This is a genomic window from Streptomyces sp. NPDC048825, from assembly GCF_043198355.1.
GTDB lineage: Bacteria > Actinomycetota > Actinomycetes > Streptomycetales > Streptomycetaceae > Streptomyces > Streptomyces xiangluensis.
Genome location: NZ_JBICUR010000001.1, coordinates 729796 through 749684, shown reverse-complemented (window position 1 = coordinate 749684; position 19889 = coordinate 729796). Strand labels below are relative to the sequence as shown.

The following is a 19889-nucleotide window of genomic DNA, read 5'->3' as shown; positions in this document are numbered from 1 at the left end:
TTAGGAATCACCGCCTCACCACAGCTTGTCCGCCGCGTGTTTTCGCGTCTCGCTGAGCAGCCGGAGCAGCCCTTCACAGAAACGCGTTGCCATGGCGTCGGTCGTGTAGGCGGCGGCGTCCTCCCGGCAGCGCACTCGGAGGGAGGCCAGACGGGCCGGATCGGTCAGCAGTGCCTGCACCGCCGCCGCGTACACCGCCGGATTGTCGGACGTGATGACGGCGTTGCGCCCGTTCCGCAGGTATTCGAACTCGGGTGCGTGCCAGGGCCAGTCCGTGGTGACGACAGGCGTCCGCAGAACGAACGAGTCCACCGCGCACAGCCCCACTCTGCCCGGCATCAGCATGATGTCCGACACCGCTCCGAGCAGCGCAACCTGCCTTCCGGTCATGTGCCCCAGGGATACCACCGAACTCTTGCCGGTGGAGGCCATGGCCTCCACCAAGGGCCGGTCGGCACCGTCCCCCGCCACGAGCAGCCGGAATCCCGGGAGCGCGCGGGCGATGCGCCCAGCCGACTCCAGCAGCAGGGGGATGCGCTTGGGAGCGTCCAGCCCGCCCACAAACAGGGCCGTCCGTCCGGGCAGCAACCTGTGGCGCCCCCGCAGCGCCGCCGCTTCTACGAACTCCTGGGTTCCGGGCGTTCCCGCGCGCTCGCGGACCTCGGCGAGCGCCACGGTGTCCACGCAGTTGCGCACAACGGTGATGCGCTGTCGCGGAAAGCCGCTGGAGGCGAGGTGGTCGGCTCCGCCCTCGGTGTAGGCGAAGAACCAGGAGGCACGCCGGGTGAGGGCGTCCTTGGCGGCGGTCTCCAGGCGGCTCACCGGCTTGGTGTACGTACGGCCGTGGCCCCACAGCGCAACACGCGGAGTGAGACCACCGGTCACGCGTGCCGACTGTTGCCGGAGAAGGAGCGGATACGCTTCGAGATTGCGCAACGCCTGTTCCAGTACGACGACATCGGCGGAGGCCACTCGTCGGTGCACCTGCTGCCAGACGAGGGAACGGCCCCCGGGTACGCCGAGACGACGAACCGGGACCTGGATCGCGCCCGAGCAGTGCGAAGCGTCCTGCCGTGCCACATGGGAGGGTGGCGGAGGACCGTGCATCACGTCCAGGGCGCACCCCTCGGCCTGGAGATCACTCCTGAGACGTTCGAAGAATGCGGTCCGGTAGCTGGGGATGTAGGGCTGGACGATCACGATCCTCGGGTGGTGGCCGACCTTCAGCACGTCGTGTTCCTCGCTGTGCTCGCTCGGCCGACGACGGCCGGGGCGTGCCGGGGGGCGGCACGGTGCGCGAGAGCGGCGGCGTACACGGCCTCAATGCCCTCCGCCCAGACCTGTTCCGTGTAGTGACGCAGGAACACGTCCCGGCAGTGGGGGCGCAGCGAAGGGAAGCACTCGGCGGCGCGGCGGAGAGCTGCTTCCAGCGGTTCGTTCCAGTGCACCACCGTGCCTGTGCCCTGTTCCCGCACCGAGTCCGCGACGGCTGAACCGACGAACGCCAGTACCGGTAGTCCGGCGGCCAGTGCCTCGGGATAGATCAGGGGTGCGCCTTCCAACCAGCGGCTGGGGAAGACCAGACCCCGCCAGGAGGACATGCGCTGCCGGAGTTCGGCGTGTTCGAGCGCTCCGAGGAAGCGGACCGCCCGCGGTGCGGCCCGGCGGCAGTCGTCGTTCAGGGGGCCATCGCCCACCACGTCCAGCCGTTCTCCGGCCGGCCAGCGGGCCAGCAGCTCCAACAGGCCCTTCTCCGGGCTCAGACGCCCGGCGAAGACCCAGGCGCCTTCGTTCGTGCCCGTAGGGCGCCGGAACGTCTCCGCAAGGGCCGGGAGTGCGGCGTCGGTTGTGGAGTTCGGCACGAGGTCCAGCCGTTCCGGTTCGATCCCGGCGCGGATGTACATCCGGCGGCTGGTCGCGGACAGCACCACGACACGGTCTGCGCGACGCAGCAGTGGATGGGCGGCGGCTCCGCGGCGCCCGGCCCACGCCAGTGGCGCGGTGGCCACGGACGAGCCGCGGTAGCAGCCGTTCCGCAGTCCGGCCCACCGGTCGCCGTCGGGGCACCGGGTGCACATCGCACCGTGCCGGTACAGCGTGGCGGCGGCGCACAGCGGCCGGTAGTTGTGCATCGTGGTGACGATCGGGCCGTGCCAGCGCCGCAGCCAGGAGTTCCCGAAGTTGGGGAAGAGGTTGTGCACATGGACCACGTCCGGACGCAGCCCCCGCAGGTCGGCCAGGGGGGAACGGCCTCGCCCGCTGCTCACGGTGACAGCGGCCCGCAACGGGTAGAACGGGGAGCGGCTGAGTTCGTCCGTGTGCGCGGCCACGAGGTGCGCCTCGTGACCCGCCCTGGCGAGGGCTGCCAGCTGATCGGCCACGGCCTGGTTCTCGCCGCTGGGAGTGGCCGAGCTGTAGAAGCTGTGCACCACGGCGACGCGCAGAGGTGAGGAGCCGTGCGGCAAAGCCGTGGCGGGAGCCATCAGCCCTGCGTGAGGGTGTAGTTGCGGGCCTCCGCGTGGCGCACCACGTAGCCAGCTGCCTCCAGTCGGCGGAGCCGTCGGCGCAGGGCCCAGGGGCTTTGCGGAGTGTCGAATTCGATGCAGAGAACTCGCGGCAGTGTGCCCTCGGCCAGAATCCGGTCAAGCACTGGTTCCTCGGCTCCTTCGATGTCCATCTTCAGCAGGTCGACCCGCTGGTGTCCCAGCTTCCTCATGAAGGTGGTCAATGTGTGGCACTGGGCGTCGAATCCAGGCCCCTGGCCACGGACCTCGGTCGCGGAGTGGGACACGTGCGCGGGATCGGCGGGTGGATGGAAGTGCAGCACCGCGTCCTCCTTCCACAACCCGAAGGGGAGGAAATGCCATCGCGGTTCGGTGACTCCTCCGGCGAACGCGACCGAGCGGGGTGTGGGGTCCATGGCCCAGACCTCACACCCGAAGCGCCGGATGAGGGCGAGGTCGAAACTGACGTCCTCGCCGACACCTGCCGCGTAGACGACGGAATCCTCGCCGGTCAGGTCGGTGGGAACCCACCACCCTCCGTATGCGCTGCCGAAACGCTCCAGACCGTGACCCGGGAGAATCCGGGTCAGCCAGGGCACGACGGCCTCCGCGGTCTTCAGCTTGATCCGCCGGGTGAGGTGTGTCGCCGCCATGTGCGTCACACGCGTTCCGTGGCGACGAGGCCGAAGGTCGTCGGCGGGAAAAGGCGCTCTCCGACGGCCTGAAGCAACCCCGACTGGGTGGACCAGTAAGGCCGGACCTCCACCGTTGCGAAGGCCGGTGCGAGTAGGTCCCGCAGGGCTTCCTCGTCGACGCCGTCGCGGACGACGTGGTACTCGACCATGTCGGCCTCCTTGGCGTCGTCGTAGACGCCGCGTAGCCGACGCAGGCGGGTGGCGAGGCCACGGCCGAGTTGGCCTTGGCCGAGTCGCCAGAGAAAGTACGCGTTGCGGTCCAGGCTCATGGACAGCCGGGACCGGCGCGGGTACCACAGGGGGTCCTGAGCGCTGAGAAACGCACCGCCGGAAACGATGCGCTCCACGAGCTGCTTCACGGTGCCCAGGTAGTCGGGGATGTGGTGCAGGACGGAAACGCACACCACGGCGTCGAGCGGCCCGGCTTGGCAGGCAGCGGTGCCGTCCTTGTCGTGGAGCACGGTGACGTTCGGGTTGTGGTGGAAGCGGCTCTGGAGGAAGCGCACGCTCGGCTCGCTCATCTCCGTCACCGTGACCCGGGCGCCTGCGGCCAGGAGATGGTCGGTGAAGGTGCCGTGTCCGGCGCCCAGTTCGAGCACGTGGCATTGCCCGGTCCGGGAGATGACCTCTTGCACCAGGACGTGAAGGTCTCCGATCAACCGGTCGCGAATCGTGTGGTGGCGAATGTGCGGGGAGCCCTTTGCGTAGTCGTGCCCGATTCCGTGATCGCGCTCTTGCAACTCCCCCATCGAGGGTTTCTCCGGGCTGATCGTCATGGCCATACCTTAGGAATCCCGTCGGGAATCGCCGGGACCACGCCGACGAGTCGACGTGAATTCAGGCGATCGGCTGCCGTCCCGTATGCGCCGCCCCGCTGTCTGCCCGTACCCGTACGGGGTGTGTCGCCTGGCGCACCACCCCGCCTACGAAACGCGCGTTGCCGAACAGATAGCGGCGCCACAGGCGGCGGGGCTCGCAGCCGAGACGGAACAGCCATTCCAGACCGTTGTGCTGCATCCAGGCCGGCGCCTGCGGCTTTGTACCGGCGATGAAGTCGAAGGCCGCGCCTACGGCCACGGCCACCACGGGCAGTGCCTCGCACAGTTGGGCTGCCCATCGGTCCTGCTTGGGGGTGCCGAGTCCGACCCAGACGATGTCCGCCGCGACGGAACGGATCTCCTCCGCCTGTTGCCGCAGTTCCTGGCGGGTCAGCGGGCGGAAGGGCGGTGAGCAGGTGCCGGTGATCCGCGCCTCGGGGTAGCGCCGTCGCAGTTCGCGGTGCAGCGCGTCCAGAACCTGGGGCGTGGACCCGAGGAGATAGTGGGTCAGTTCCGTGTGCCGGCTCAGGGCGAAGACGTCCAGGAGCAGGTCGGGGCCGTACACACGGGTGCTCGGCAGTGCGGTACCGCGGTGGAGCAGTTGATTGGCCCAGACGACCGGCTGCCCGTCGGGGAGGTTGAGGGAGGCCGAGCGGAGGATGCCGTGCAACTCGGGGTCCCGGTCGGCGAGGGCGAGCGTATAGGCGTTGGACAGGTGTACGTTGCTGCCGCGCAGGACGCCGGAGGCGTCCCGTCCACCGGTGTGCCCCTCGCGCGCCTCGCGCATCCGATCTGCCAGGTGCACGACGTGGCGGGCAGCGCTCTCACGGGTGTGCGCGGTGATGGGCACGCCGAGGCACTCGACCACGGGCGCCGTCGGCGTCGCGGGCACCAAGGGTGCCACCGGCGCCGCCGGCGTCACCGATGTCGTTCGTGTGCTCGGTGGGGCGGTCATGAGCGGTCTGCTTCGGTGGCCAGCGGGGATCCGGCGGGCCGGGCGCCGCTCCCCGTGAACTCGGCGGAGGCCAGGCGTCGGCGGAAATCCGCGATGGTGTCGCGCAGGCCGCGCTCCACCGGAGTCGTGGGCTCCCAGCCCAGTAGCTCGCGGGCCAGGGTGATGTCCGGACGCCGCCGCTCCGGGTCGTCCTGCGGGCGGGGGACCAGCGTGATGTCGGAGCGGGACTGGGCAAGCTTGCTGATCCACTGCGCCAGTTCCAGCATGGAGACCTCATGGGGGGTGCCCAGGTTGACGGGTCCGTGGTGGTCGCTCGCCAGCATGAGCAGCAGTCCTTCGACCACGTCGTCGACGTAGCACAGGGACCTGGTCTGGCTGCCGTCACCGGTGACTGTGATCGGTTCCCCGCGCAGCGCTTGGTGGATGAAGGTGGGGATGGCCCTCCCGTCGTCCGGGCGCATCCGTGGTCCGAAAGTGTTGAAGATACGCACGATCTTGGCGTCCACGCCGTGGCTCCTGCGGTACGCCGTCGTCAACGCTTCGCCGAAGCGTTTCCCCTCGTCGTACACCGAACGCGGGCCCACCGGGTTCACATGGCCCCAGTAGCTCTCCGGCTGAGGGTGAATCAGAGGGTCGCCGTACGACTCGGAGGTGGAGGTCAGCAGGAAGCGGGCGCCCTTCCCCGCGGCCAGGTCAAGGGCGTGCCAGGTGCCGGCTGAGCCGACCCGGAGTGTCTCCAGAGGCAGCCTCAGGTAGTCCGCGGGCGAAGCGGGTGAGGCCAGGTGAAGCACGGCGTCCACCGGTCCCTGCACGTCCAGGCCCTGGGTGATGTCCTCGTGCCGGAACTGGAAGTGCCGGTTGTCCGTGAGGTGTTCGACGTTGTCAGGGCTGGAAGTCAGGAAGCTGTCGACGCAGACTACGTCGTGCCCCTCCTGGAGCAGCCGCTCGCACAGATGTGAGCCGATGAATCCGGCCCCACCCGTCACTACCGCACGCATGCAGATCCTCTCGGCCGTCCCGCCCAGGCTGCTGGGCGGCGGCAAGTTGCAGTGTCACTGCCGAAACTCAGACTGATGTCATGTTTCTATTCATTAGTCGTATATGGGTGGATTTGAGCCGCAGATGGGCAGAAATGCCCCTGGATAGGGCACGTTTCACCCGTTCTGCCGCAGTGAGGAGAAGGGGTGCTGCATGCCGGTATCTGCTGCAGAGACGTTCCACCGCCCACCGGCCCCGTACCGGCGGGCGCGCTGGGGAGGCAGGATGGCCAAACGGGCCATCGATGTGCTGGGCGCCGCTGTCCTGCTCCTGCTGTTGGCGCCGGTGCTCCTGGCGGCCGCCGTCGCCGTGAAGGTCGACACTCCGGGTCCCCTGCTCTTTCGCCAGCGCCGCACCGGCTGGCGGGGCAAGGAGTTCCATGTCCTCAAATTGCGCACCATGCGGGTCGGAGCCGAGCAGTTGCGGGCGGCCATGACCGCCCGCAACGAGGCGGACGGGCACCTGTTCAAGATCCGTGAAGACCCCCGTGTGACCGCGGCAGGGCGGTGGTTGCGCCGCTACTCCCTCGATGAGCTGCCGCAACTGGTGAATGTGCTGAAGGGGCAGATGTCTCTGGTCGGTCCGCGGCCGCTGCCGGTCAAGGACTCGGCGTTCACCGGGGAGGCCCGCCGTCGCCTGCAGGTTCGCCCCGGCCTCACCGGACTCTGGCAGATCAGCGGCCGGTCCAACCTGGCCTGGGAGGACGCCTTGCGCCTTGACCTGGAATACGTCGACACCTGGTCGGTCGGACGGGACCTGGCGATCCTCTTCCGGACCCTGCCTGCCGTGCTGCGCGGTGACGGTGCCTACTGATTGCCCCGGCCTATGCCAATGCCCCGGCGAAAACCAGATCAACCAGGGAGAGAAACACCAGATGCCCGAGTATTCGCCCGTGGTGCGCCGCGTACGCAGCTGCCACACCACAGGGCTGACCGGGGCCGGCGTATGAGAAGGCCGCGCCTGCGGAGGAACTTCGCCCCGCGCATCGCCGGTCGGCTGCCGGGTCAGCTACGCCGGCTCGGCCTCCCCCGCCCGTTGCACGATCGCCGCTCTCTGCTGGCGGTCTGTGCCGTGGCCGGCCTGCTGTTGGCCGGCGCCGGCTGGATCGCCGTCACCTGTGTGCTCGCACGCAATGAACTGCTGGCCGCCCAGCAGAGTCTGGAGACGTTGAGGGGACAGACGGCCGCACGCCCCGCCGCGGGCGCCGCCGCGCAAAAGCGGACCGCTGAGGCCGCTGTGCGCAGTGCCGCGGCGCACGCGGCCCGAGCCCACCACCTCACCACCGGTCCGGCCTGGTACACGGCGGCGCACCTACCTCTTCTCGGAGGGCCGCTCCGCACCGTGCGCGGCATCGCGGAAGCCTCCGACCGGCTGACCCGCGATGTGGTGGCCCCGCTGGCGCGCACCGCCGCCGGCCTGGGTGCCGCCGCGGGAGACGACGGCGGGCACCTCGACCTCGCTGCGCTGCGCCGCGTGGCTCCCCAGCTGGAGCGGGCCGCGCACAGCGCCTCGGGAGTACGTACGGAAGTTGACGAACTGCCGCGCGGTACATGGCTGCCTGCCGCGGATCAGGCACGGGCCCGGCTCGCCGAACAACTCGGCGAGATCGGCGGTGTCGCGGACGATGCAGCCATGGCGGCCCGCGTACTGCCGCCGATGCTTGGAGCGGAGGGGCCGAGGCGGTATCTGGCCGTGTTCGAGAACACCGCCGAGGCGCGCGGGACCGGCGGGCTGCCCGGGGCGTTCGCGGTGGTCACGGCGGAGCGGGGCCGACTGCACTTCGAGGATTTCGGCAATGACACGGAACTGTCCGACATCAATGGGGAGGTCGACCTGGGAGCCGAGTACGAGGCGCTCTACGGCCCCAGCGCCCCGACCAGTACCTGGGTCAACACCAACCTCAGCCCGCACTTCCCGTACGCGGGCCGTATCTGGTCCGCCGCCTGGCACGGGCACACCGGTGAGGAAGTGGACGGCGTGTTCTCGCTCGATCCCGGCGCGCTGTCCGGGCTGCTAGCCGCGTCCGGTTCCGCCCGGCTGGCCGACGGGACCGCCGTCACTGCGGCCAACGTCGTGGATCTCACCCAGCGCGCCAGTTATGCGACCTACGAGGACGTCCCGCAGCGCAAGGCGTTCTTCCTCGACGTAGCACGTGCTGTCGCTGAGCGGCTCCTGGATGCCGCGGACCGCCCGGAGCGCCGCCAGGCGCTGTTCGCGGCGTTGCAGCGGCAGTTGAAGGAAGGGCGGGTCAAGGTGTGGAGCGCCCACCCCGGCGAGCAGCGTGAACTGCGGAAGCATCCGTTCGGTGGCGCGCTGCCGGAAGGACCCGCACCGTTGGCCGGGCTGGTGGTGAACAACGCGGCGGGCACCAAGCTGGACTACTACCTCGACCGTCGCCTGGTCTGGTCACCGGGCCGGTGCACGGATGCCGGCCGGGAGGTCGCCGTGACCGTACGCCTGACCAACCGAGCACCGGACTCCGGGCTTCCCTCCTATGTCACCCAGCGGGTGGACAAGCCGCCCTACCGCACCCAGCCCGGCGACAACCGGCTGCTGGTCTCATACTTCGCAAGTGAGGGGACCTCACTGACCAAGGCCGCCCTGGACGGTCGCCCGACGCAGTTGAATCAGGCCGCCGAGCGCGGCCATCCGGTGTACACCCTCGATCTGGAGCTGCCCGCGCGCACCACGCGCACTCTGGTACTGCACTTGTTGGAGCGGCCCACTGACCGCGCCCCGACCGTGCTGCGCCAGCCGCTGGTACGTCCACTGCGAGCCACGGTGCTGCCGTACGGTGTGTGTGACGCCTGAGTGTGAGATGAATGCTGGCGCCATGTCCCATAGTTGCGGATCGTTTCCCTCCCCGGTATCCGGCATGCGCGTGCGCGGGTTTGGCGTACTCGTCGTATGCACCGCGAACCTCTGCCGCTCACCTCTTGCAGAGTGCCTTCTCCGGCAACAACTGCCCGAGGCTCGGTGGGCGATCCGGCTGACCAGTGCGGGTACCGAAGCCGTCCCGGGTATGCCGGTGGCGGACACAGTCGCGTCCTTCCTCTTCCGGCGTGGCGTGGATCTCTCCGGGACGGTCTCCCGCCGACTGACCACCGAGATGGTCGAAAGCGCGGATCTGGTGCTGGGGGCCGCGACGGAGCATCGCGAGGCCGCCGTGCGGCTGTCTCCCGTATGGGCGTTGTCCCGCGCTTTCACCCTGCGCGAGTTCGCCCGGCTGGTGCGGGACGACGACGCCGCGGGCGTGGCGGATCCGGCCGCGCGGTTTGCGGCTCTCGTCCAGGGCGCGGCGGCTCGCCGTGGCGCCGCGCGGGCGCACCCGGGGGATGACGACGTCAACGACCCTCTCGGTGCGGATCCGCTGGAGATGCAGGAATGCCTTGTGCGGATCGAGGAGTTGGTGGAGCGGATCACCGCAGTCGTACGGACCGGGTGAGGCACGTCTCGGTCAGCCGCGGTATCCGGCGGAGGTGGGGGAGGGCTCCACGGGGCGCGCTGCGGGCAGTTGCAGGTCCGGAAGTAGCCGGGGCCCGCCGAGCGGCAGGACCCGGCGGGCCCGTGGTGGATTGACGGAGTGCTTCCAACTCCTATGGGACGTCCGGTAGTTCGGTGCGGGCGAGCAGCCTGTGACGAGGGCCGGACGGGAACGGCAGTCAGTGACGCTTCAGCCGCCGGGCAGCGATGACCGCCCCGCCTCCCAACAGAACAAGTCCGGCCGCCCCGCCCAGCAGGACGGAGGAGTTGTTGTCCTCACCGGTGCGGGCGAGGTGGGGCTTGTCCGGGAGCACCTTGATCTCGGCCTTGAGAACACGGTCCGGATCCTCGGCCTTGAGCCGGAAGAGGTGCTTGCCCGGCTCGGTGTCCTCAGGGATGGTGACGGTCCCCTCCACAATGCCGGCCTCGTCGGCCGTGAAGTGGCCCAGGACGACCTTGCTGGAGAAGAGTGCCGCTTCTACGTCCTGACCTTCTTCGAATCCTGTTCCTGTGAAGCCGAGCGGGTCTCCTGGAGCGGCGACGGCGGAAGTGAGGGTCAGGCCCGGGGCTGGTGGCGGATAGGGCTGGGCATGGGCGGGCTGTGCACCCACGACTGGTACAGCAGCCAGGGCAGCAGAGGCTGCCGTGGCCACGAGGGCGGCACGCCATTTCGATGACGCCGTCATCGCATTCACGCTCCTCAAGATGAGATCAGGCCGACGGCATGGTGCGACCCGCGAGTACGGTATGTGCATCTATGACGCTAAATAGGGTCTGGTAACCCTTGCGACCTGATAAGGCGCCATATGGCGCATGCCGGTCACCGGACCGGTGTCAGGTGGCCCGGGGGCAGGGTCAGGATGCGCGAATTAACGGGTTTGGGACTGTACGCTCCCTTTGCCTTCGTGAACTGCCGCATCTCCGACTGAATGCCTCAACTGGGACGGATAACTTGGACCTGCCCGACTACCTTCGCGTCCTCGCCCGCCGCTGGCGCGCCGTCGTGGTGTTGGGGCTGCTGGGAACGGTGATCGGAGTGCTTGCCGCCCTCGCCGCCACTCCGCAGTACCGGGCCACTTCAACCCTCTTCGTGTCGCTGCAGGACTGGAGCGACACGGTCCAACTCAACCAAGGCAACAGCTTCGCCCAGGCACGCGTTCGCTCCTACGCGGAAGTGGTGGTGAGCCCCAAGGTGACCGAGCCGGTCGTGCGGGGCCTGCGCCTGAAGATGACGCCCTCTCAACTCGCCGAGAAAATCACCACCGAAATCCCCCTCGAGACCGTCCTGCTCAAAATCACCGTCACGGATACCAAGCCGTCTCAGGCCGCTCGTCTCAGCAACGCGCTCGCCGACCGCTTCGCCCACGTCATCGCTGACATCGAACGGCCCGACAAGGCTGCGTCGTCACCAGTGCGGTTGAGTATTACCAAGCCGGCAGTCAAGCCGTCCGCGCCCTCCTCCCCGAACCTCCCGGTCAATGTCGCGCTGGGACTGGCGGCAGGACTGGTACTGGGCACCGGCCTGGCGTTCGCACGGGAGGCGCTTGACACTTCGGTGCGCGGCCGCGACGACCTGACGCAGTGCCTTGCCCAGGCTGGTGGGCCTGCCCTGCTGGGAAGCGTTGCGTACGACGCGCGCGCCTCCCAGTGCCCGGTGGCCACCGACGACGATGCCTTCGGGCGGCGCGCGGAGGACTTCCGACGGCTGCGCACCAGTCTCCAGTTCGTGGACATCGATCACCCGCCCAAGATCATCGGGGTCACCAGTGCCCTGCCCGGTGAAGGCAAGACCAGCATTTCGGTGAACCTGGCCGCCATGCTCGCCGACGCCGGTTCCTCGGTGTGCCTGGTGGACGCCGACCTGCGGCGCCCCAACGTGGCGCGCACCCTGAGCCTGGTCCAGGACGCGGGGCTCACCACCGTCATGATCGGCCAGGCGGCGCCCGAGCAGGTGATGCAGTCGACGGGCGCCTTCTCGGTACTGACCAGCGGAGCCCTTCCTCCCAACCCCGTGGAGATGCTCGGCTCGGAGCAGTTCCGGGAGGTGCTTCGCTCGCTCGCGGACAAGTTCGACCATGTCGTCGTCGACACCGCGCCGGTGCTGCCCGTGGCGGACACGACCGCGATGGCCGCGGCGGTGGACGGCTACCTGTTGGTGGCGCGATTCGCGAAGACCAGCCGCAGTCAGGTTGCCGACGCGGTTCGCACCCTGCACCGAGTCGGTGCCACCATGCTCGGCGGCATCCTCAACATGGCCTCCACGAAGGGTGACAAGGAGCACTACTCGTACGAGTACTCGTACCGCCCAGCGAACGCCTCACGACGTTGGGGCCGGTTCTGGGACCGCTATCGGCCTGCGCCGATCGGTGGCTTGCCCGGACCGTCCAGGCCGGCAGCACCCCCTGTCCACGCGCGTCCGGTCACCGTGGCCGGCGCATCCAACGGCCGGCCCGGTCCGGCGACACTGCAGGACGAACACCCACGCTCAGGGTCCAGGGCATGCGACTCCGGCTCGTGATCTCTGTTGCAGCCGTCTTGCTGGCCGGCAGCGTGCTGGCCCACTTCTGGCAGGCGAGGAGTGGGGCGGTGCTCCCCGTCGTGGACGGGCGCCGGCAGGCTGCGGGAGGACCCGAGCGGTTGCGGGCGCAGGTCCTCGAAACCCTCCCTCACGACCCCAAGGCCTTCACTCAGGGCTTGGAGACTGCCGACGGCATGCTCTACGAGAGCACGGGCTTGCCGGGACAGTCGTCCCTCCGCGCTGGGCCGCTCGGCAAGGCCCCTGCCGTCCGCGTCGAGTTGCCGGCCCCGTTGTTCGGGGAGGGCGTCACCGTCGTGGGCCGGAAGCTGTGGCAGCTCACGTGGCGGAACGGCATCGCGATCGAACGGGATGCCCGGACGCTGGCCGAGGTGCGCCGCGTCCGCTACGAAGGCGAGGGCTGGGGGGTGTGCCACCAGCGGGACCGCGGGAGGCTGGTGACGAGCGACGGCTCCTCCCGGCTCGCCTTCCGGGATCCGAAGACGCTGACCAAAACGGGTGAGGTGGCCGTCACCTCCCACGGGCGCGCCGTGCCACGGCTGAACGAGTTGGAGTGCGTCGGCGACACCGTGTACGCGAATGTGTGGCCGTCTCACCGGATCGTACGCATCGACGCCGACACCGGCAGGGTGACCGGCGAGATCTCGGTGCCGCCCTTGCTGAGTGAGGAGGAGGAGCGTCACGCACACGTGCTCAACGGGATCGCCGCCGTGTCCGGCACCGACCAGTTCCTGCTCACCGGCAAGTGGTGGCCCAAGATGTTCCGCGTCGTATTCGTCGCTGGATGACATTCATTGCCGGATGACAGAGGACAAAGGCCGGGTATTCGTTGGCCCATTGGCGCAAGCGGTGAGGGTCGGTGTGGTGGTGGGCGTGATCCTGACCGCGATGTGGACCACGGCACAGTCCGATGGGCCGAGAGTTGACCCGGAGGCCGCTCGACGCTGCGGGCGGCGCTTTGGACGAGAGATGAGGGGTCAGGCGGCCCACAGAGGGACCCGGAAGCGTGCGCTCGTGAACGCAGCCCGGGCGCCGTACCACGGTGGGGTGGCCAGGCCGCGTTCCTGCGCGGGCAGGGCAGACCTGTCACGGGGGGAACGAGCCTGCCCTGCACGTTGGCGCCCGCATACCTCCCCAAGTCGAAGCGACGCCGCTTCGAGATCACCGGCTGACCTCGGGCAACGTGGACAGCCCGAGCGAGAGCGGACCAGCGTCGCAGGCCGGACCGTCGACGCTGTGGCCATACGGCCATGCTCGGGACGGTGAGCTCGGATGGCCGGAGGAAGGCTATGGCCCGCGTAGTGGTCGAGGGCACCGACATCGTCGTACGCCTCGCCTGGTGGGAGAAGCTGGCAGCACGCCGCCGGGGTCTTCGCGTACCCGTTGCCGCGCTGCGTGGCGTGTATGTCGAGGCCGACTGGTGGCGCGCTCTTCGCGGCGTACACGGCAGCGGTGTCTGGATTCCCGAAAAGCTGTACGCGGGGGTCCGGCAGTTGCCGCACGGCAAGGACTTCGCGCTGGTCCGAGAGGGGGGAGCGGTGCTCTGCGTCGAACTGAGCCGCAGTGCGCCGTTTCGCCGCTTGGCCCTCTCGGTCCCCGATCCCGAGGGTGTCCTCCGCGCCCTGCAGCCCCATGTCCCCCGAGGTCACCCGGGATGAGTGCTCTCTACACGGGACCTCGGCATGCGTGTTACTCCGTTCAGCCCCACACTGAGGGGGACCCGGCTGTTTCACACAGGAGGTGACTGTGCGGTGACCCTCAGACGCGCGGCTTGAGGGGCGGCGTTCTCGCGAGCACATCGAGCGAGAACCAACCAGCCGCAGAGCCCGATCACACTTCCCTCGGGAGGCTCCGTGATCTTGATAGCCCTGCTCCTACCGGTCTTCATGATGCTGTTGATGCTCGCGCTGGAGGCCTTCGAGGACTTCCTGTTCCGCCCTGCCAAGCCCCGTCGACATCCCCCCGGCCACGATGAGCGGTCCACACGGAATTAGACCGTCGAGAAGGTCGGCGATGTTTCAGGCAGTCCACCGCCCGGAGTCAGGCCGAAGGCGGGCGGGACCGGTCATGCCTCCCGGACGACGTCAGCCACCTGATCGAGCAGTGCCCTCAACTGTGCGGCTTTCTCGGGACCCAGTTTCTCGGCGATCTGCTGCTCGATCTCAACGATCACGGCATCGGACTGGCGCAGGGCGTCGCGGCCGGCGTCGGTGAGATGGAGTTCCTGCACGTGGCGGTGGCGCGGGTGCGGCCGGCGTTCCAGGTGGCCCCGCTCCTCCATGCGAGCCACCTGGGAGGCCACTGCCTGTGGAGTGACGTTCAGGCGGCGGGCCAGCTCCGCGCCGGTCAGGCCGGGATCGGTATGGATGCAGATCAGCAGGGAGTACTGCGCGGCTGCCATGCCCAGCGGACGTAGTCGCTGGTCTTTGCGAGCCTGCACGGCCCATTCCGCCCGCCGCAGCGCCCACGTCACCCGGTCCAGTGCGTCGGCAGCGACCGGTTCCTCGCCATCCACTCTCACGCCGCGAGAATACGACATGTGGGCTAGTGTCAATTTGCTTGATTCTAGACAAGCGTTTGAGTACCCATGACCAGGTCGGCCTGGAGCCGGCGCACCTCCGCCTCGCCCTCATCGCCCTCCCCAACTCTCGGCAGCATTTCTCCGCTGGGGGGAGGCGCGGGCCCTACGCCGGGAATTGCTCAGGAAGCGTTGCCGGGATTCGCTCCAGGACGCCGCCCGCGAACACGTCGTACAGCGGCAGGGTTTCCAGGTGGACGTAGCCGATGTGGCAGTCGCAGGCGGCCAGTGGGCAGGCGCGGGGACGCAGTGCACGCCGGTAGGAGCCGTCGTACAGGTTGCCCAGCTCCGACCGGACGAAGTGGCAGCGGTGCACCGTGCCCTCGCCGTTCACGGATATGACGGACTCGCCCGTCCGGCAGGGCAGGCCCGCGCTGCGGTGCGGGTGGCGGCTGTACGGGAAGAGCGGGTCGAGGGCGGACCACTGCTCGGCCTCGGCGTCCGTGTACGTGTGACCCTCGGCGGCGTTGACCCACAGGTATACGTGGACGGGAAGGTCGGCGCGGAGGCGACGTGCCTGCTCCAGGTGCTCGGGAAGGCCGACGACGCCGACGCTGTGGCGGACGCCGCGGGTGGCCAGGTCGTGGCATTTGGCCAGGAAGCGGTCGTACGGCGTCTGGGCGGGGTGGAAGGTGCACCACAGGGCGAGGGTGTCCAGGTCGGCGGTGTCCAGCCAGTCCGTGCGGCAGCTGAGATTGGTCTGGATCGCCACTCGGCTGATGTGCGGCAGTCGGCTCAGCTCCGCGAGCGTACGCCGGTACCAGGAGCGCACCAGGCCCTCACCCCACGGCGTGAACAGCAGGGAGAGCCGGTCCTCCCGCTGTGCGGCCGCCCAGGTGGCGAAGCGCTCAAGAGCGGCTCGGTCCGCTGCCAGTTGGGCGCGGGTGTCCCGGCGCTTGGCGAAGGGGCAGTACGGGCAGTCGTAGTCGCACGACGCCAGCGGGCCACGGTAGAGGATCGTGAGGTCCATGCGGCTGCGTCACTTCGCTTCGTACGTGGCCATGCGCTTCCGCACGGCGGCGGAGAACAACTCGGGGCCCAGCGCGTCGGAGTGGGCCAGGCCCTCGGAGGAGAGCCGCAAGAGGTCCGGACCGGCCGAGTCGTCCAGCCAGTCCCGGTCTCGGAACCGGGCCAGCTCGACGGCGAAGTCGTCACCGGGCGCGGTGCCGAAGCGGGTCCGGTAGTCCGCGACGGGCATGCCCTCGGCCTGCAGCAGTGACTGCAGCAGATGGCGGCGCCGGGCCTCCTCCGCGCCCATCTGCCAGCCGAAGTCTGCGTGGCGGAAGTCGTCGGTCGCGCGGCCGGTGTAGTCGTCGATGATCCCGCGAATGCGGTGCATGTCCACGGCGTAGTCGAAGGAGTAGTGCAGCGTGGAGGTGTACGAACGGGCGCCGCAGCCGAGGCCGACCATGCCGTCGGTCTGGCACGCGTAGTCCTCCCCGCCGGTGTTGGGGGCGTTCGCGCGGCGGAACATGCGCATCGACACCTGCTCGTAGCCCCGCGCGAGCAGATGGTCGCGGCCGTGGCGGTACAGCCCCAGCCGCTGCTGGTCCCACTCCGCGTCGCCGAGCGCCGGGCCGTGATGCCGGCCAAGACCAGTGAGCGGGCGCACGTAGAGGGGGTAGAGATACAGCTCTTCCGGCTGCCAGGCGAGGGCGGCGTCCAGGGAGTGGCGCCAGGACTCCTTGGTCTGGCCTGCGATGCCGTAGATCAGGTCGATGTTGAGGACGGGGATGCCGGCGTCGCGGATCCGGGTGAGGGCCGCCTCGACGTCCGCCCGGCGCTGAGGGCGTACGGCGGTTCGCGCCTCGGCGTCGACGAAGCTCTGCACGCCCAGGCTCAGCCGCGTGGTGCCTCGCTCGGCCAGCACGGCGAGCCGGTCGGCGGTCGCCGTGGCCGGCGAGGCCTCCACGGACAGCGGGATCGCGGTCAGATCGGCGCCGAGGCCACGCTCGGCGAGATCGCACAGCCGCTCCAGCTCCGCGGCCTCGAGGAACGTCGGAGTGCCGCCGCCGAAGGCCGCGTTGGCGAACCGCGCCCCGTCGCCCAGCGCCTCGCGCACCGCGGCCGCCTGACGTTCCAGCGCGTCCAGGTAGGCAGCGGTCAGGCCGTCGGGCGCCCCGATCCGGGTGAAGAGGTTGCAGAAGCCGCAGCGCACCTCGCAGAAGGGGATGTGGAAGTAGAGCGACAGGGCGTCCTTCGGCTCGTCCGCCCACAGCTCACGCAAGGACGCATGCTCCCGGCTCAGCGGGCGGTACGCCGTCTTGTGCGGATACGCGTAGACGTAGTGCTGGTACGGGCGGACGGCGGGCGGGGCCGCCATTTCGGTGAGGGTCATCGGGCAGCCTTGTCGGGGAAGTCCAGGAAGAAGTGGGCGTAGGGCACGGTCCAGACGACGTCATGGCCGATGCGGTGGCCGGTGTAGCCGTCCTCGCCGTAGGCGGTGCCGTGATCGGAGCAGACGATGGCGAAGCACGGACGACGGCTGCAGGCGGCCGCGAAGAGTCGTCCCATGTGCCGGTCCACGTACTCAAGGGCTGCGGCGTGGGTGGCCCGGCTGTCGCCCGCCTCGCGGGTGGCACCGGGCAGATGGAACCAGTTGGGCTGGTGCAGGGCCGACACGTTCACGAAGAGGAACAGACGCTGCTCCTGGGGGAGTCCGGCGATCACCTTCTCGGCGCAGGCAACCTGTGCCTCGAAGGACGTCGGGGAGGGGACCCCGAACTCCGGCTCCCAGTGGCTTTCCTGGAACATGGCGGGCAGGACGCAGCCCAGCGGCCCCCGCTGGTTGAAGAAGCCCACGCCGCCGATACAGACGGTGCGGTAGCCGACGTCGGCCAGACCCGACACCAGATCGGGAGTGTCGTAGACGAAGGTGCCGTTCGCGGTGGTCTCGCTGCCCGCGAACTGGGCGGCGAAGAGCCGCGGATGCGGACCGGGTGTGGCCGGTGTCGGCAGGAAGCCCGCGAACATCGCCTGGTGGGAGGCGTAGGTGAAGCTGCCGGGGGCGTGCCGGCGCTCCCAGACGCCGCCGGGCAGATGCAGGGCCAGGTTCGGGATACGGCCGGCCGCCGCCAGTTCCTGAGCCACGTCGTAGCGGAGCGTGTCGAGGGTGACCAGCAGGAGGTCGTGGCTGCCCACGACCTCGTTCATGTCAAGCGGTGGCGTCATGGTCGTGTTCCTCGCGTTCTGTGCGCCGTACGGCGGCCGGTACGGCGGCCACCTGCGCGGCGTAGGTGTCCAGGCCCTCGGCGCCGCTGCCGGGCAGGCCGGTGAGCCGGGGCAGCAGATCCCCGAACGCGTTCACCTCGCCGACGGTGAAGCGGCGCCACCCGGTGGCCGGCAGGATGTCCACGCCGACACACAGCGTGCCCGGGAAGCACGCGGCCGACCGCTCGGCCACCTCCAGCGCGTCGTCGAAGCTGCCACCCGCCGTCCGGATTGCCTCGCGTGCCGTGTCGAGGTCACCTCGGGTGCCGCCGAGGTGCAGATTCGTCATGGGGTGCCGACTGGTCCGTACGACGGCGTGCGTGGCGCGTCCGGCGACCACGACCACCCGCAGATCGGCGGCCCGGCCGCCCTGCGATGCCTTGGGCAGCCACCGCTCGACGTGGATCCCGTCGGGGACCAGCGCGTCGACGAGGGCCGCGACCTCGGGCTCCGAGGTGTAGTGACGCACCCGGAGCGAGTTGTACAGGCGGCCGTCGGGAGCGGTCTCCACGGAGGTCGTCGCCTTCACCCGGCCGGGGCCCGCCATGGCGAGTGCCACGACACCGGAGGCCGACGAACCGTGTGCCGGCTTCACGAACGCCCGCGAGATACGGGCGGCCTTCAGCTGCTCCCTGAGCTCCTCCCAGCCGCCGACCGGACCCGTCAGGGCCGGGGGCACCCGGACGCCCGCGGCGGCGAGCCGGGCATGGCAGCGCCGCTTGTCGAACATCACCGCGACATCTTCCGGGTCGGCGGAAGGCACCGCGCCCGCATGGTGCGCCGCGCCCGTCACCTCCCGGACCGCAGCGGTGAACCGGCGGTGCCACAGAGCCGTTCCTTCGACCCGGGCGGGATCGTCGGTGCCCCGCAGCAGCCGGTCGACCTCGGCGTTCTCGCCGGGGGAGTCGATCCGTACGAACTCGCCCGGCGTGAACGCGTACCGCCCGCGCAGTACGTCCCGCCACGCGAGCACGCGTGGTGCCGTGTGGCCCGCCGCGCGGACGGCGTCTGCGAACATCGTCGTCCGCCGGTTCTCGGGATTGCCGACGACGGCGAACCGAAGGCCGGTACCGGGGACGGAGCGCCGCACCCGGGAACTACTCGGAGACAGCGACATAGCGCCACTCCTCGTCCCGCCAGCGGTGCGGTGTCTGATGTTCCGACAGGTCCACCTCGGTCCCGGCGGAGTCGAAGGCCGCATGGACCCGGTCGGCCACGGCCTCGCTCAGGAAGTGGTGGTGCAGGTCCAGCCGCTTGAGATGGGTCAAGGGCTGGCCCTCGAGCAGGGCCTCGGCGCCGGTGTCGGTGAGGGCGCCCATGGACAGACTCAGGGATTCCAGCTGTGCCACGACCGGTGCCGAGGCAACAGCCGCCGCGATCTCGTCCTGCAACTCGCTGTCCTGCAGGCCGAGATGGCGCAGCGCCGGGAAGCGTCCGCCGGCCAGGAGCGGCGCGAGGTCGGCGACCGTCGTGTCTCCGCCGTACTGCGACACTCCGAGCCACAGCTCCAGATGCTCCAGCGCGGGCAGTTCGCACGCGCCGACCGCCCGCACCACCTGCCCGGGCAGGCCACCCGACTCGAACCGCAGCACACGCAGCGCCTCGTGGCGCACCGGGCGCAGCGACAGGGGCTCCTCGCCCAGCCCCTGTGAGTCGCCGCCGCGGACGCCGAACTCCTCCAGTTGTGGGAAGGCCTCCAGGACGGGGGTGACATCAGTGAGCTGCAGCCAGGAGATCTCGCACTCCTCGCCGGTGACGTCGGCGAGGAACAGCGCGCGCAGCGCGGGGAAGCGCTCCGCGTCGGCCACCATCAGCTCCAGTGCCGGACGCAGGTCGCTGTACTCGTCGTCCCACCAGGGTCCGATGACCAGGGCTCGCACGTCGGTGCTCGGCACCCGGTCGGTGAAGCTCCGCCACAGCTCGTCGAACGGCAGCTCCCCGGCCTCGTAGCAGTCCAGTCGCCAGGCCACGGCGTCCGCGTCCGGAAGCTTCTCCTCACCTGGTTCGCGCATTTCGGGCAGGGTGAAGACGGGCAGCGCGTGGAAGGTCTCGAAGTGATCGGCGAAGGTCAT

20 protein-coding genes are annotated in these 19889 nt (G+C 69.6%); 7 read left to right on the top strand and 13 right to left on the bottom strand.

The annotated features are described in order from the left end of the window. Nucleotides 1–15: 15 nt before the first annotated feature. The 6 genes from ACGFNK_RS03470 to ACGFNK_RS03445 form a co-directional block, all read right to left on the bottom strand. The gene (locus ACGFNK_RS03470; protein ID WP_393411463.1) at nucleotides 16–1230 is read right to left on the bottom strand and encodes a glycosyltransferase family 4 protein; all 1215 of its coding nucleotides are present in this window, start codon (nucleotides 1228–1230) and stop codon (nucleotides 16–18) included. After that, nucleotides 1224–2483 (bottom strand): glycosyltransferase family 4 protein, encoded by a 1260-nt coding sequence (locus tag ACGFNK_RS03465; protein WP_393411461.1) that lies wholly within the window; start codon nucleotides 2481–2483, stop codon nucleotides 1224–1226. Before ACGFNK_RS03465 ends, ACGFNK_RS03470 begins: the two co-directional genes overlap by 7 nt. Then, a complete protein-coding gene (locus ACGFNK_RS03460; protein ID WP_393412150.1) occupies nucleotides 2483–3157 on the bottom strand; it encodes an FkbM family methyltransferase in 675 nt (224 codons plus the stop codon). The genes ACGFNK_RS03465 and ACGFNK_RS03460 overlap by 1 nt, the downstream gene beginning before the upstream one ends. 5 nt (nucleotides 3158–3162) lie before the next feature. Then, entirely contained in the window at nucleotides 3163–3975 is an 813-nt protein-coding gene (locus ACGFNK_RS03455) for a class I SAM-dependent methyltransferase (protein WP_393411459.1), read from the bottom strand. A 61-nt stretch (nucleotides 3976–4036) separates the two neighbouring features. Further along, entirely contained in the window at nucleotides 4037–4972 is a 936-nt protein-coding gene (locus ACGFNK_RS03450) for a WecB/TagA/CpsF family glycosyltransferase (RefSeq protein ID WP_393411457.1), read from the bottom strand. Further along, complete coding sequence (locus ACGFNK_RS03445) at nucleotides 4969–5970, bottom strand: UDP-glucuronic acid decarboxylase family protein (RefSeq protein ID WP_393411455.1); 1002 nt, start codon at nucleotides 5968–5970, stop codon at nucleotides 4969–4971. Before ACGFNK_RS03445 ends, ACGFNK_RS03450 begins: the two co-directional genes overlap by 4 nt. 265 nt (nucleotides 5971–6235) lie before the next feature. Between ACGFNK_RS03445 and ACGFNK_RS03440 the strand changes: the two genes are divergently transcribed. The 3 genes from ACGFNK_RS03440 to ACGFNK_RS03430 all read left to right on the top strand — a co-directional run bounded on the left by ACGFNK_RS03440 (nucleotide 6236) and on the right by ACGFNK_RS03430 (nucleotide 9455). Further along, nucleotides 6236–6823, top strand: coding sequence for a sugar transferase (locus ACGFNK_RS03440; RefSeq protein ID WP_393411453.1), 588 nt, complete (start codon nucleotides 6236–6238; stop codon nucleotides 6821–6823). A gap of 132 nt (nucleotides 6824–6955) precedes the next feature. Further along, the gene (locus ACGFNK_RS03435; protein WP_393411451.1) at nucleotides 6956–8821 is read left to right on the top strand and encodes a DUF4012 domain-containing protein; all 1866 of its coding nucleotides are present in this window, start codon (nucleotides 6956–6958) and stop codon (nucleotides 8819–8821) included. Between the two features lie 7 nt (nucleotides 8822–8828). Next, entirely contained in the window at nucleotides 8829–9455 is a 627-nt protein-coding gene (locus ACGFNK_RS03430; protein WP_393411448.1) for a low molecular weight phosphatase family protein, read from the top strand. Nucleotides 9456–9672: 217 nt separating this feature from the next. Here the strand turns inward: ACGFNK_RS03430 and ACGFNK_RS03425 are convergent, their stop codons facing one another. Then, entirely contained in the window at nucleotides 9673–10179 is a 507-nt protein-coding gene (locus tag ACGFNK_RS03425) for an LPXTG cell wall anchor domain-containing protein (RefSeq protein ID WP_393411445.1), read from the bottom strand. Nucleotides 10180–10445: 266 nt separating this feature from the next. Here ACGFNK_RS03425 and ACGFNK_RS03420 point away from each other — a divergent pair, with 266 nt between their 5' ends. From ACGFNK_RS03420 to ACGFNK_RS03405, 4 genes are all read left to right on the top strand, one after another. After that, a complete protein-coding gene (locus ACGFNK_RS03420) occupies nucleotides 10446–12011 on the top strand; it encodes a polysaccharide biosynthesis tyrosine autokinase (RefSeq protein ID WP_393411443.1) in 1566 nt (521 codons plus the stop codon). Next, nucleotides 11993–12817, top strand: coding sequence for a glutaminyl-peptide cyclotransferase (locus ACGFNK_RS03415; RefSeq protein WP_393411441.1), 825 nt, complete (start codon nucleotides 11993–11995; stop codon nucleotides 12815–12817). Before ACGFNK_RS03420 ends, ACGFNK_RS03415 begins: the two co-directional genes overlap by 19 nt. Nucleotides 12818–13318: 501 nt before the next feature. Beyond that, nucleotides 13319–13687 carry a hypothetical protein gene (locus ACGFNK_RS03410; protein ID WP_393411439.1) on the top strand — a complete coding sequence of 123 codons (369 nt, stop codon included), beginning with the start codon at nucleotides 13319–13321 and terminating at the stop codon, nucleotides 13685–13687. 195 nt (nucleotides 13688–13882) lie between these two features. Next, the gene (locus ACGFNK_RS03405; RefSeq protein WP_393411437.1) at nucleotides 13883–14023 is read left to right on the top strand and encodes a hypothetical protein; all 141 of its coding nucleotides are present in this window, start codon (nucleotides 13883–13885) and stop codon (nucleotides 14021–14023) included. A 71-nt stretch (nucleotides 14024–14094) separates the two neighbouring features. Here the strand turns inward: ACGFNK_RS03405 and ACGFNK_RS03400 are convergent, their stop codons facing one another. The 6 genes from ACGFNK_RS03400 to ACGFNK_RS03375 form a co-directional block, all read right to left on the bottom strand. Then, the gene (locus ACGFNK_RS03400; RefSeq protein WP_393411435.1) at nucleotides 14095–14550 is read right to left on the bottom strand and encodes a MarR family winged helix-turn-helix transcriptional regulator; all 456 of its coding nucleotides are present in this window, start codon (nucleotides 14548–14550) and stop codon (nucleotides 14095–14097) included. Between the two features lie 163 nt (nucleotides 14551–14713). After that, nucleotides 14714–15577: an STM4011 family radical SAM protein gene (locus ACGFNK_RS03395; protein WP_393411432.1), complete on the bottom strand. Its 864-nt coding sequence runs from the start codon at nucleotides 15575–15577 to the stop codon at nucleotides 14714–14716. A gap of 9 nt (nucleotides 15578–15586) precedes the next feature. Then, on the bottom strand, nucleotides 15587–16945 hold the full coding sequence (locus ACGFNK_RS03390; protein WP_393411430.1) for an STM4012 family radical SAM protein: 1359 nt from the start codon (nucleotides 16943–16945) through the stop codon (nucleotides 15587–15589). After that, a complete protein-coding gene (locus ACGFNK_RS03385; protein WP_393412148.1) occupies nucleotides 16942–17760 on the bottom strand; it encodes an STM4013/SEN3800 family hydrolase in 819 nt (272 codons plus the stop codon). Before ACGFNK_RS03385 ends, ACGFNK_RS03390 begins: the two co-directional genes overlap by 4 nt. Nucleotide 17761: 1 nt before the next feature. Then, the gene (locus ACGFNK_RS03380) at nucleotides 17762–18934 is read right to left on the bottom strand and encodes an STM4014 family protein (protein WP_393411428.1); all 1173 of its coding nucleotides are present in this window, start codon (nucleotides 18932–18934) and stop codon (nucleotides 17762–17764) included. Next, nucleotides 18915–19889: an STM4015 family protein gene (locus ACGFNK_RS03375; protein WP_393411426.1), complete on the bottom strand. Its 975-nt coding sequence runs from the start codon at nucleotides 19887–19889 to the stop codon at nucleotides 18915–18917. Before ACGFNK_RS03375 ends, ACGFNK_RS03380 begins: the two co-directional genes overlap by 20 nt.